General features: G+C 63.1%; 17 protein-coding genes and 1 pseudogene. 12 read left to right on the top strand and 6 right to left on the bottom strand.

Going from position 1 to position 11,562, the window contains the following annotated elements:
* Positions 1 to 24: 24 nt before the first annotated feature.
* Positions 25 to 462 carry an Rrf2 family transcriptional regulator gene (locus PKA57_RS12595; RefSeq protein ID WP_324301072.1) on the bottom strand — a complete coding sequence of 146 codons (438 nt, stop codon included), beginning with the start codon at positions 460 to 462 and terminating at the stop codon, positions 25 to 27.
* 166 nt (positions 463 to 628) lie between these two features.
* Between PKA57_RS12595 and PKA57_RS12600 the strand changes: the two genes are divergently transcribed.
* The 8 genes from PKA57_RS12600 (at position 629) to folE (ending at position 6,190) form a co-directional block, all read left to right on the top strand.
* Positions 629 to 2,002 carry a hypothetical protein gene (locus PKA57_RS12600; RefSeq protein ID WP_324301074.1) on the top strand — a complete coding sequence of 458 codons (1,374 nt, stop codon included), beginning with the start codon at positions 629 to 631 and terminating at the stop codon, positions 2,000 to 2,002.
* A 4-nt stretch (positions 2,003 to 2,006) separates the two neighbouring features.
* Positions 2,007 to 2,594 (top strand): DUF2249 domain-containing protein, encoded by a 588-nt coding sequence (locus PKA57_RS12605; protein ID WP_324301076.1) that lies wholly within the window; start codon positions 2,007 to 2,009, stop codon positions 2,592 to 2,594.
* Positions 2,591 to 2,899 (top strand): metal-sulfur cluster assembly factor, encoded by a 309-nt coding sequence (locus tag PKA57_RS12610; RefSeq protein ID WP_324301077.1) that lies wholly within the window; start codon positions 2,591 to 2,593, stop codon positions 2,897 to 2,899. Before PKA57_RS12605 ends, PKA57_RS12610 begins: the two co-directional genes overlap by 4 nt.
* A 22-nt stretch (positions 2,900 to 2,921) precedes the next feature.
* On the top strand, positions 2,922 to 3,374 hold the full coding sequence (locus tag PKA57_RS12615; protein ID WP_324301080.1) for a DUF2249 domain-containing protein: 453 nt from the start codon (positions 2,922 to 2,924) through the stop codon (positions 3,372 to 3,374).
* Between the two features lie 259 nt (positions 3,375 to 3,633).
* Positions 3,634 to 4,359 carry an RNA polymerase sigma factor gene (locus tag PKA57_RS12620; protein ID WP_324301081.1) on the top strand — a complete coding sequence of 242 codons (726 nt, stop codon included), beginning with the start codon at positions 3,634 to 3,636 and terminating at the stop codon, positions 4,357 to 4,359.
* A 99-nt stretch (positions 4,360 to 4,458) separates the two neighbouring features.
* Positions 4,459 to 5,046, top strand: a complete 588-nt coding sequence (locus tag PKA57_RS12625; RefSeq protein WP_324301083.1) for a ferritin-like domain-containing protein — start codon at positions 4,459 to 4,461, stop codon at positions 5,044 to 5,046.
* Positions 5,047 to 5,114: 68 nt separating this feature from the next.
* Positions 5,115 to 5,486 carry a cytochrome c family protein gene (locus PKA57_RS12630; RefSeq protein ID WP_324301085.1) on the top strand — a complete coding sequence of 124 codons (372 nt, stop codon included), beginning with the start codon at positions 5,115 to 5,117 and terminating at the stop codon, positions 5,484 to 5,486.
* A 74-nt stretch (positions 5,487 to 5,560) separates the two neighbouring features.
* Positions 5,561 to 6,190, top strand: coding sequence for a GTP cyclohydrolase I FolE (gene folE, locus PKA57_RS12635; RefSeq protein ID WP_324301087.1), 630 nt, complete (start codon positions 5,561 to 5,563; stop codon positions 6,188 to 6,190).
* 91 nt (positions 6,191 to 6,281) lie between these two features.
* Here folE and PKA57_RS12640 read toward each other — a convergent pair whose 3' ends face one another.
* The 3 genes from PKA57_RS12640 to PKA57_RS12650 form a co-directional block, all read right to left on the bottom strand.
* The gene (locus PKA57_RS12640; RefSeq protein ID WP_324301089.1) at positions 6,282 to 6,602 is read right to left on the bottom strand and encodes a 2Fe-2S iron-sulfur cluster-binding protein; all 321 of its coding nucleotides are present in this window, start codon (positions 6,600 to 6,602) and stop codon (positions 6,282 to 6,284) included.
* Between the two features lie 106 nt (positions 6,603 to 6,708).
* Complete coding sequence (locus tag PKA57_RS12645; protein ID WP_324301091.1) at positions 6,709 to 7,305, bottom strand: superoxide dismutase; 597 nt, start codon at positions 7,303 to 7,305, stop codon at positions 6,709 to 6,711.
* 54 nt (positions 7,306 to 7,359) lie between these two features.
* Positions 7,360 to 7,788, bottom strand: a complete 429-nt coding sequence (locus PKA57_RS12650) for a hypothetical protein (RefSeq protein ID WP_324301093.1) — start codon at positions 7,786 to 7,788, stop codon at positions 7,360 to 7,362.
* A gap of 279 nt (positions 7,789 to 8,067) precedes the next feature.
* On the opposite strand from PKA57_RS12650, the gene PKA57_RS12655 reads away from it, so the two are divergent.
* The 4 genes from PKA57_RS12655 (at position 8,068) to PKA57_RS12670 (ending at position 10,302) form a co-directional block, all read left to right on the top strand.
* Entirely contained in the window at positions 8,068 to 8,523 is a 456-nt protein-coding gene (locus PKA57_RS12655) for an Rrf2 family transcriptional regulator (RefSeq protein WP_324301095.1), read from the top strand.
* A gap of 117 nt (positions 8,524 to 8,640) precedes the next feature.
* Positions 8,641 to 9,114, top strand: coding sequence for a group III truncated hemoglobin (locus PKA57_RS12660; RefSeq protein ID WP_324301097.1), 474 nt, complete (start codon positions 8,641 to 8,643; stop codon positions 9,112 to 9,114).
* A complete protein-coding gene (locus PKA57_RS12665; RefSeq protein ID WP_324301099.1) occupies positions 9,114 to 9,836 on the top strand; it encodes a hemerythrin domain-containing protein in 723 nt (240 codons plus the stop codon). Before PKA57_RS12660 ends, PKA57_RS12665 begins: the two co-directional genes overlap by 1 nt.
* Before the next feature lie 109 nt (positions 9,837 to 9,945).
* Positions 9,946 to 10,302, top strand: coding sequence for a DUF488 domain-containing protein (locus tag PKA57_RS12670; RefSeq protein ID WP_324301101.1), 357 nt, complete (start codon positions 9,946 to 9,948; stop codon positions 10,300 to 10,302).
* 49 nt (positions 10,303 to 10,351) lie between these two features.
* Here the strand turns inward: PKA57_RS12670 and PKA57_RS12675 are convergent, their stop codons facing one another.
* Positions 10,352 to 11,044, bottom strand: coding sequence for a Crp/Fnr family transcriptional regulator (locus PKA57_RS12675; RefSeq protein WP_324301103.1), 693 nt, complete (start codon positions 11,042 to 11,044; stop codon positions 10,352 to 10,354).
* Positions 11,045 to 11,322: 278 nt separating this feature from the next.
* Positions 11,323 to 11,562, bottom strand: a pseudogene (locus PKA57_RS12680) (nitronate monooxygenase); the annotation flags it as partial.

Below are 11,562 nucleotides of genomic sequence, written 5' to 3' on the forward strand. Positions count from 1 at the left end.
AGCGATGCAAGCGGGTATGCGACTTCAGGCGGGGAGCGAAAGAAGCTTGGCGAGCTTTGCGCGCGGCTGAAGGAGATCGGCCAGAGTGTAGCTGTCGAGTACGGCGAGGAAGGCATCGAGCGCTTCATGGAGCGCTGTGCGAAGGACGCAGGCCGGCGCGATGCGGCAGGTGCAGCCATCTCCCTGGAAACATTCGACGAGAATGATGTCGTCTTCCATCTGGCGGACGAGAACGCCGATATTGATCTTTGCGGGCTCCATGGCGAGCCGCATTCCGCCGCCCTTGCCGCGCGAGGTTGCGAGATAGCCTAACTGGCTGAGGCGCAGAACCACCTTCATGACGTGATTGCGCGATATGCCGTAGTGCCGCGAAACCTCTTCTATGGTCGCGACCTTCTCGTCCTTCATGCCCACATAGGTGAGAACGCGCAGACAGTAATCGGTGAAGGTCGTCAGGCGCATATCGCTCGCTCCGCTGGGAAGAGGTCCGGGCGCCCGCGCTGCCGGGATGGCCGTGCGCGGCGACGCGAAATATAAATAGCATTTTTGATATTGCTTTGCATGCGGTTTCGCATTAAAAAAGTATATTATATACCACTTAAGGCGATGCAGCCTGGAGCGCCACCGCATGATGATCGGAGCCGGAGTCTCGCGCTGGACGATGCTGCATCTGGGGAGCGCCGTCGTGGCCTTCCTCGTCGCGGAAACCCTGCTGGCGGCCGGATATGCCGATCCGCTCGACGGCCTGCGCGCGCCCGCGACACTGGTGGCCGTTCACCTCATCACCATCGGCTGGCTCAGCCTCCTGATGCTGGGCGCGCTCTACCAGTTCGTGCCGGTCATCACGACAACGTCGCTTTTCAGCCAGCGTCTCCCCATTCTTTCCTTCTGCGCCATCGTTCCGGGGCTTGCGGCGATGCTTGTCGGGTTTCTCGCGCTCGATGGCGTGGCCTATGCCCATATAGCCTGCCTTCCGATCGGCGGCGCGCTCGTGCTGACGGGCTTCATCCTCGGCGCGATCAATGTCGCCATGACGCTCTGGCGCGCGCGGCCGCTGCCTCTGCCCGCGGTCTTCGTGGCTTTCGGATTGGGCTTCCTGCTTCTCACAGGCCTTGCCGGGCTCTGCTTCGCGCTCGCCTTCGCGTTGCCGAACCCGCCGCGCTTCCTCCTCGCTCTGGCAGGCCAGGGACTTCTCCTCCATGTCGTCGCGGGGCTTGGCGGATGGTTCACCCTCACGGCGATGGGCGTGAGCTACAGGCTTCTTTCCATGTTCATGCTCGCGCCCGACGAGCCGCGGCCCACGAGCTATGCCGCGCTCGGCCTCACGGCAGGCGGTCTTTTCCTTCTGATCGCGACCGGCCTTTTCGGCATCGCGGCCGAGCGTCCCATGGCCGTCTATGAGGCGGCAGGCGCGCTCATCGCCGGAATTGGCGCCGCCCTCTATCTCGCCGACATCGTGCATCTCTACCGCGCCCGCAAGCGCCGCCATCTGGAGCTGAACAGCATCACCGCCGCGGGCGCGCTGGCTCTCTTCGCAGTCGCCGTTGCAGGCTCGGGATTGGCGGCGGCCTTTGGCGGGCTCGAGCGTTTCGCGGGCGCGCTCGGCTATCTCTTCGTCTTCGGCTGGCTCTCCGGGCTCGGACTCAGTCAGCTCTACAAGATCGTGCCGTTCCTGACCTGGCTTGAAGTCTTCGGCAAGAGGCTCGGCAAGGGGCCCGTGCCGCGCGTTCAGGATCTCGTGGACGAGCCGCGCGCGAGGCCCTGGTTCATTCTCTATTTCTCGGCCGTTCTGTTCGGCACGGCGGCGCTCGTCTTCGCCAGCGCGATCCTCTTGCGGTTCGCCGCCGTAGCGCAGCTCGTCGCGACGGGTTTCATCGCGCTCGAACTCTGGCGCGCGCGCAGGCCCGATCCCGATGCCGCGCCGAAGCCGATGGGACAGGGCGCACCGCTTCCCTTCGCAAGACCCATTCCCCCTTCAAACCGTTCCACTCATGGAGGATGAACCCATGACCGTTTCGTACCGGACGCTCGATGTGCGCCCCACCTTGCGTTCAGGCGGCGAGCCGTTTCAGGAAATCATGCAGGCCGTTTCCGCTCTTGCCGGCGGTCAGGGCCTGCGCCTGATCGCGACGTTCAAGCCCGTGCCGCTTTTCTCCGTGATGCAGAAGCGCGGCTTCACGCATAGCGAGCGGCCGCTCGGCGATGGCGATTGGGAAGTCACCTTCACGCCCGATGAGGGCGCCGCGAAGACCACCGCCGCCGCCTGGCCTGCAACGCCTCCGGCCGTGCCCCCGGCCGCGAGGCAGGCCGCCAGACAGGCAAAACAGGGCGAAGCCGACGCGAGCGATTGGCCCGCGCCCGTTCAGGTGCTCGACAATCGCGGCTTGATGCCGCCCGAGCCTCTGGTGCGCACGCTTGAGGCGATGGAGGAACTCGCCATCGGCGAGGTGCTTGAGATCTGGAACGACCGCGATCCCGTTCTTCTCTACCCGGAGCTTGAGACGCGTGGCCATCTCGCCCATCGCGACATGCGCGGGGCGGAGGGTTATCGCATCCTGATCCGCAAGGGCGAGCCGAAGGGAGGCGCCTCATGAGCGAGCTTTCCGGCGAGGCGCTTCGTGAAGCGCTGAAGGACGTGTTCGATCCCGAGCTTGGCTACAACATCGTCGATCTCGGCCTTGTCTATGGCATCGACATCAATGAGGGCGAAGTCACCGTCACCATGACGCTGACGACACCGGGCTGCCCCGCATCGGACATGATCCAGGGTGGCGTCTATCAGCGCCTCTGGGCCATCGAGGGTGTGAGCGATGTCGAGGTGAACCTCGTCTGGGAGCCGCCATGGAGCCCGGAGGCAATGAGCCCTGCCGCCAAGGAGCATTTCGGCATCGCCGCCTGAGCGCCCGGACGGAAGACGCCCCATGGATCGCGACACATCCGTTTCCTCTCTCAACCGCATTTTCATCCGCGCACTGAAGCGGCTGGGCGATGCGGGAGACATCGACGCCGCCTGCCGCATGGCGGCGGAAGCCTGGTCGTTGCTCCGGCATGACTGGCCCGAAGAAGCCCGACGCCTGAACGGCGTTCTGCACAACCTCACAAGCCCCAACCGTATGGGCAAAAAGGAGAGACCCATGAACGACAACGCAAACCTCGATGTCCGCCAGCTCATCCCGGCGCAGCGGCACAGGCTCATCTTCGAGACCTGGCACAATCTGGAGCCGGGCAAGGGCTTCGTGCTGGTGAACGATCATGACCCGAAGCCGCTCTACTACCAGTTCGACGCGGAACATTCCGGCGAGTTCACCTGGGATTATCTGGAGGCCGGGCCAGAGGTCTGGCGCGTGCGTATCGGCAGGAAGTCGGCCGCCTGAGTATCGGCGGCTGCCGGAGCGAGGCGGCGCACATCCCCGTGCCGTCTCGCCCCGGCCTTTCGCGGCCGTCCTCGATGCCGGCCGCGTCCGGCCGCTCCCTTGTTGTGGCCGGTAGCGATTGGTGCTCACATGCTCGCCGGTAGGCGGGCATGGAACGGGCCCTTCGGATTTTGACCGTTCCCCGGGAACCTTTTCCTTCCGAGATGCGTCTCTAGGGGAAAGAGGCCGCGGATGCGCCGCGGTATCGAGGGCCACGGTCATGAATCTGGACAATCTGACGTCCCTGTTCCCGACCCCGCAGCGCGAGACTGCGGACGATGTCAGCCTTGTCGCGGCCTTGCGGCGGGGCGAGGACCGCGCCTTCGAGGCCATCATGCGCCGCTACAATCAGCGGCTGTTCCGCGTGGCGCGCTCCATCCTCCGCAACGAGGCGGAGGCCGAGGACGCGGTGCAGGAAAGCTGGCTTCGTGCCTTCACCCATCTCGAGCGCTTGCAGGACCCCGCCCGGCTCGGCGGCTGGCTTGCGCGCATCGCGGCGAACGAGGCGCTCGACCGGCTCCGCCGCCGCTCGCATCTGCCGCTCGACGAGGAACATCCGATCACGCCGGAGGCGGAGATTGTGCCAGAAAGCGCCGTAGTGTTTCAGACGCCGGAATTCGAGAAGCGTCGTAGCGAAGCGCGCGCGCTCATCGAACGGGCCGTGGACAGCCTGCCCGAGAATTTCCGGGTCGTTTTCGTCCTCAGGGCGATCGAGGAACTGTCGGTCGAGGAGACGGCGCGCGTCCTTTCCATTCCACCCGATACCGTCAAGACGCGTTTTCACCGCGCCAAGAAACTTCTGCGCGGTGATCTGAAGGAGGCGCTCGATTCCGCGCTGCCGGACGCTTTCGGCTTCGATGGCGAACGCTGCGACAGGATCGTCGCGAATGTCACGGCGCGATTGCGCTCCGCCAGCGGACCCGTGCCGCGTACACCGCCCGACTAGCAAGTAGCGCCGACGCAACATCAGTAACGAAGCCGGGGCCGGAGAGCATCGCTCCTCCGAACGATGCCGCTCGCCCGCGACAGCAAAGGGAGACATGAGATGATGAATCGCGAAGACAATGGCAACGCGCCGAAGAACCTGAGCAGGCGCGGGGTTCTCGTCGCCGGCGGCGGCGTGACGCTTTCCGCCGTGGCGGTGGCCATGCTTGCAGGAGGCGGCTCGCTCCTGCGCTCCACCGCGGCCCTTGCCGCGAGCGAAACCGATCTCGGCATTCTCAACACCGCGCTGGGCGCGGAGTTTCAGGCAATTGCCGCCTATCAGGTCGGCGCCGAAAGCGGCCTCCTCACCCCCGGCGTAAAGAAGCTCGCCCTCACCTTCCAGGGGCACCACAAGAGCCACGCGGACATTCTTCGCGAAACGGTCGGCAAGCTCGGCGGCAAGCCCGTCGAGGCGTTGAAGGACTATCACTTTCCGCTTGATCAGCTGAAAGCGGAAGCCGATGTGCTGCGCTTCGCGGCCGGTTTGGAGAAGGGCGCGGTCAGCGCCTATCTCGGTGCGGTGCCACAATTCGAGAACCGCGATCTTGCCAAGGCGGCGGCAAGTATTCTCGGTGATGAGGCGATGCACTGGGCGGTGCTGCGCTCTGCCCTGGGGGAGGAGCCGGTCCCCTCCGCCTTCATGGAGTAAGAGACGCGGCATCGAACTGGCGGAGCCTGCCCCGCGGGCTCCGCCGCTTTTTTCAGGAGATCTCGAGAATGCGCGCCGTTGCCTTCTTCGCCCTTGCTGTCCTTCTGTCGGCCACGCCCGCGCTCGCTGCCGAAGCGGGCGATGCCGCTCACGGCAAATCGCTCTATGCGCAATGCCGCTCCTGCCACACGCCCGAAGAGAACAGCGTCGGCCCGAAACATTGCGATGTCGTCGGCCGGAAGGCGGCAAGCCTGCCCGATTATCAGTACTCGCCGGCCATGAGGAAGAGCGGCCTCACATGGACGCCGGAAAATCTCGACCGGTTCCTGCAGAAGCCCGCCGCGTTCGTGCCCGGCAATTACATGCCTTTCGCGGGCATCGCGAAGGCGAAGGATCGAGCGGACATCATCGCCTATCTGGCCACCTTGCGTTGTCCCTGAAAGTGGCTTGAGGCCCCGTATCCCCAGAGGTTGCGCCCCGGAACGTGCCTCGTTTCACAAGAGAGGATTTCAGCATGGCTCCCTATGACGAGAGGCCGGATGCCGGTCTGAAGGATTTCAGCGGCTCCTTCGCGCCAGCGGGCAGGAGCAGGGCCGAAGCCGCCATTCGCGATCTCCTGTCATGGATTGGCGAAGATCCCGATCGCGAGGGACTTGCGGAGACGCCGGCGCGCGTGCTGCGCGCCTACGAAGAGTATTTTTCCGGCTATGCCGTCGCGCCGGAAAAATTCCTCGCCACGACCTTTGCCGAAACGAACGGCTATGACGACATGGTGGCGCTGTGCGGCATCGGCTTCGTCAGCCATTGCGAGCACCATATGGCGCCCTTCTTCGGCAAGGCGCATGTCGCCTATGTGCCGTCGGGTCGCGTGGTTGGCATCAGCAAACTCGCCCGCGTGGTCGATGCCTATGCGCGCCGCCTCCAGATACAGGAGCGGATGACGGCCGAGATCGCATCCGTGATCGAGCGGACGCTGAAGCCGAAAGGCGTCGCTGTCATTATCGAAGCCACGCATCACTGCATGGTGGCGCGCGGCGTGATGAAGCCGGGCGCCACGCTCGTGACGCGCCGCTTCAACGGAATTTTTGAGAAGGACACGGAGTTTCGCCGCCTTTTCGAGCAGCGGATCGAGGCGTCCTGCTAGGCATTCCCAGAAAAAGCGGAAGCGCTTTTTCGGCTCGGAAACAGATGCATCCGTTCAGGCCCCGTCAAAACGGATGCTCCGGACGCGCCGCCTATCTCTGCCATTCGGGAATGAAGAGCCTGAGCCCATCGAGTGCCGCCGTCATGTGGATCTGGCAGGAGAGGCGGCTGCGCTCTCCAGCATTGACGGCGAAGTCGAGAATATCTTCTTCCATGCCCGTCGCGCGCCCCACGCGCTCGGTCCATGCCGGATCGACATGGACATGGCAGGTCGAGCAACTGCAGCTTCCGCCGCAATCGGCATCTATGCCGGGCACGGAACGACTGATAGCGGCATGCATCGCCGTCATGCCAGCGCCGACCTCGACGATATGTTCGGTTCCATCGGGCTCGACGAAAATGATCCGGGGCATCTTTCTCATCCCTGTTGAAGGGGAATGCGCCCAGCGTATGATGCGGCCCGGAAGTTGAACGCGGCGCTCTCGACCCGATGCGGGGAGAGCGCCGCGTCCCGTTTCATCAGGCAGCCGAAAGACGCTGTTCGACCGCACCCCAGTCGGCCAGATGCTCGACGAAAGCCGTCAGGAAATCGCCGCGGCGGTTCTGGTAGTCGACATAATAGGCGTGTTCCCACACGTCGCAGACGAGGAGCGGGCGCTTGCCTTGAACGAGCGGGGTCTCCGCGTTCGAGGTCTTGACGATTTCAAGCTTGCCGCCGTTGTCGACGAGCCAGACCCAGCCGCTGCCGAACTGCGCGAGGCCCTCATCGATGAACTTCCGCTTGAAGCTGTCGAAGTCGCCGAAGCTCGCGGCAAGAGCCGCGCGGAGCTTCTCCGGCACGGCGCTGCCGCCCGGCTTGATGCACTCCCAGAAGAAGGAGTGATTGAGATGCTGCGCCGCGTTGTTGAAGATCGCGGTGGCCTTCGCATCGCCATGAGTCTTGCGGATGACGTCTTCGAGGCTCAGCTCGGCGAGCGGCGTGCCTTTCGTCAGCTCCACGAGCTTCGTCGCGTAGGCGCGATGATGCTTGCCGTGGTGAAGCTCGAGCGTCTGCGCCGACATGTAGGGTTCGAGCGCGTTGATGGCAAAGGGGAGTTCCGGAAGAGGAAATGGCATTTCAGACACCTCAATGTAGTTTAATCGTTTAAATGCCCCTCCGCCGTAATGAAATCAACCACCAAAAGCGCTTCGCGCCGAAAGGAAAGCATATGCGAGGCCGCTCGTGCCGATGGCGAGGCAGACGGGAACGAGCGCGATGTGAATGAGCGCTTCCCTGCCGGTGATGGGGCCTGTGCTCGTATCGACATGAGCGGAGAGGAAATCGTTGAAGGTCTGCAACTCGGGATGGGCGGATGAAACCTTCTTCGCGATCCTCATCATGAGGAATGGAATGCCGAAGAACATGAGCACATAGCCTGTGCTGACCGTCACCATGAAGGCGCTGTCAAGCGTGCTGCCGAAACCGATCCAGAAGGCGCCGACGAGCCACGCCCAGGCAAGCAGTGTCACGATATAGACCCCTTTGTGTATTTCACTGAAGGGGATCGTAAGAACATTCTCTTTCGCTTCGTGATGAAGACTGGGAGCCTCGGCGTTCATTCTGTTCTCCTCCTGTCCGATTGCCTGGAACGGGCGCCCGCCCGTGCGCGTCCAGCGCCTGGCGGCCTCATATAACAGGCAAATGAAATACCTCTTTATGATTTGCCTTCATGCAGACGAGCGCAATCGGGATTCCACGTCGGGGGCTGCGACAAATTGGACCATGCCCTGGGGGCGCGGCCATAACCACCTTTCGCAAACCGGCTGGCCGAAGTGGCGGTACGAGCCTTGCCTGGCTGTGGTAAAATGCAGCCGGTCACGTTGCGGAGAAGGGCTTTTATGCGAGTCACACTACATACCGACTATGCGCTCAGAATGCTGATGCTTCTGGCGTCGGAGCCGGGTGAGCTACACACGATCGAGGAAGTTTCGACGCGCTACGGCATATCGCGGAACCACCTCATGAAGGTGGCGCAGACGCTGGTGCAGGGCGGCTTCGTCGAGAGCGTGCGCGGCAGAAGCGGCGGTTTGCGTCTCCGCAGGCGCCCCCAGGACATCAATCTCGGCGCTGTGATCCGCACGACGGAGGACGGTTTCAATCTTGTCGAGTGCTTCGACAAGGAATCCAACACCTGCGTCATCAGCTCGGCCTGCGGCCTCAGAGGGCCGATGGAAGAGGCGCTGGCCGCTTTTCTCGGTGTGCTCGATCGCTATACCCTTGCCGATCTCATCAAGAACCCCGGTCGACTGCGCCGGATGCGGCAGCTTCTCCATCAGGAAGCCGAAGCCGTCTAGGAATTCCGGCCGCGCCCGTATCTTTTGCCGCTGCCTTTGAAGGGCGGGCTTGTCGCCGGCCGCGTTTTGAACAATATTGTGCATATAAAATACTTCTTTGGAGAGAGTGGAGTAGCCATGCCGCTGGACGAGGCAGCAAGCCGCCGGGCGAAAATCGTGGAAGCGGTCGAGCGCGACACCGGAATTGACGAAGCGATGGTCGCGCGGCTGGTTCACGGCTTTTACGATCGCGTGCGCGCGGATGAGGTGCTTGCGCCCATTTTCAATGCGCGGATCGCCGATTGGGGCCCTCATCTCGAGCGGATGTGCGACTTCTGGTCGTCCATTGCGCTGATGACCGGGCGCTATCACGGCCAGCCCATGCGGATGCACGCGCCATTGCCGGTATCGGGCTCGCATTTCGACCGCTGGCTCGATCTCTTTCGCGAGACGGCCGCGGAGATTTGTCCCCCCGAGGCGGCCGCGTTTTTTGTGTCCCGCGCCGAGCGCATAGCCGAGAGCCTGGAGCTTGGCATTGCCGGAGCGAGGGGCGAGATGCTCCGCAGAGGCGAGCGTCTGAGGCCCGTCGAACTGGCGGACGGAGGTGAATGATGAAGTCCGAAGCTGTGGCGGCCGCGCGGGAGGTTCTTGCCTCCATGGAAACGACGCGGCCGGACGAGATTGCGCGCAGCATCCCCGGCGCGGCCAGCATATTCCAGAAATATGCCTTCGATCCGGCGGCCATTGGCGAGGCGAAGCTCGGCGACTGGGCGCGCGCATTGGGCATTCTGGAGCAGTCATTCGCCGAGGAATTGCGTGAGCTTGCCCGCATCGTCGCCAATGCGGATGCCGAGCGCGACGCGCTGATCGGCTATATTCTGATCCGGTTTCACGACGCGCACAGGGACGAACTGCCCGCGCTCGTCGAGCTTGCCAACCGGGTCGAGGCGCGTCATCGCGATCACCCCATGGCGCCGCGCGGGCTTGCGCTTCTGCTGGATGAACTGAACGACGTCATTCAGGTTCACCTGCAAAACGAGGAATCGCTGCTCCTGTCCATGATGCGGCATGGCGAGGAGGAGCGCCTCATCGACCCGATGGCGCATATGTGTTGCGAGCATGACGAACAGGAAGCCCGGATCGCCCGCATCGAAGCGAACACTTTCGATCTGAACGAGCCCGTTGACGCATGCGATGCCTGGCGCGCACTCTATGCAGGCATCCGGAAGCTTGCCGTCGAATTGCGCGATCACATGCGGCTTGAGAACGATGTGCTGTTTCCGAGCATTGCGCGCGCCAGCCTGCTCGGCAGGCAGGGAGGCCGTCTGATATGAATGCATCGCTTCCGCCGATAGAGCCGCAGGCTCTGCATGAGGTGGCGCTGATCGGTCCGGTGCGTTTTTTCGTGGAGTTCCATTCGATCCCTGCATGAGGGAGGGTGAAATGAAACGCGATATCGAGATCAAGCGCGTTTATGACCCCGCCGACAAGAACGACGGAACCCGCGTGCTTGTCGACCGGCTCTGGCCGCGCGGGCTCAGCCGTGCGGACGCCAAGCTCGACGCCTGGGTGAAGGACATCGCTCCGAGCGCCGAATTGCGCAAATGGTTCGGCCACGATCCCGAGCGCTGGGCGGAGTTCGTGCCGCTTTACGAAGCCGAATTGCGGGCGAACAAGGAAGCGGTGCGCGCCCTGCTGGAACTGGCCGGAAAGAAGAGGCTCACCCTTCTTTATGCGGCGCATGATGGGGACCACAACAACGCGGTCGTCCTCTCGGGCTTCCTGAAGAAGCTCCATTGAGCGGAAGCGCCGTCCACGGAGTGTATGCGCCGGATCTTGGGCGCGCGGCCTATCGCGGCTGTGCGATGCTCTTCATGGCGGCCGGGTTCTTGATGCGCATCATGCCGCCGGAGATCTCGACGAGATCCTCTTCCCTCAGCCGCCTCAGCACGCGATTCACATGAACCTGTGTCAGCCCCACGGCTTCGGCCAGATGCTGCTGGGTGAGGGGAAAGGGTATTTCATGATCATGGGCAAGCCCCCGCGCCGTCATCCGTTCGCAGAGGTCGAGCATGAGAAAGGCGATCCGCTCTTCGGCGCTGCGGGTCACGAGCGCGATGAGTTGCTGGTCGCAGCGCTCGCGATCCTCGACGCAGAGCGAAGTGATCGACTTCATGGAGCCGGGACGTTTTTCAATGAAACGCAGCAATTCCGCGCGGTCGAAGGCGCAATAGCTGACCGCGGTTGTCGTCTGCACGGATGATGAGAGCGTGTTCTTGAAGATCGCCGCGGTGGAAATCACATCGCCCGGCAGCAGGATCGACAGGATCTGCCGCCGGTTGTTCGTGCCCACCGTGAAGCGAACGGCCCAGCCTTCGCGGATCAGTATGACGTCGTCGAGTTTCTGGTGCTTGCGATAGATGGTCTGGCGCGGTCTTGCGGTGACTTGCCTCGGCCGTACGAAGCCGTCTTCACGGCTGAGATCTGCGACGGCCGCCGAACAGAATGCCAGCGATCTGAGCGGGCAGTCGTGGCACAGCATTCCCCGCGCTGCGGCCGGTCGCTCCGGCGATTGTGAAAGGTTGTGAGATGTTTCGAGTCCCGCGGCGCTCGACGCAACCAATGACTGTCCCCTTCTTGCGGTCCGCCCGTTTACGTACCTTTCGTACATACCCAACGGAAAATGTCGCGGCAATCGGGAAGCAGGCGCGAGTGAAACCAGTATATCACTTAGGTTATAGACTCACCGTTTCACCATGGAAAATCGCCGGCTCGCCACGCTCCGTCGGGCAGGGACGAGCCGGCCAGGCGTGATGCGCGTCAGGCGGCGAGGAAGCCCTCGAGCCTCTTGCGGATGATGGTTTCCGCCTCGCTCATGATGCGGTCGATCAGTTCCTTGCAGCTTGGAATGTCGTGGATGAGGCCGGCGACCATGCCGCAGCTCCATGCGCCCGCATCCATCTCGCCCTTCTGCATGACGCGCGGATAGACGCCGCCGACGAGTTCGCGAATATCCTCGATGCCGAGGCTCGCGCCCTTTTCGCGCTCGATCTCGACGAT

Source organism: Parvibaculum sp. (assembly GCF_035325945.1).
Classification (GTDB): domain Bacteria; phylum Pseudomonadota; class Alphaproteobacteria; order Parvibaculales; family Parvibaculaceae; genus Parvibaculum.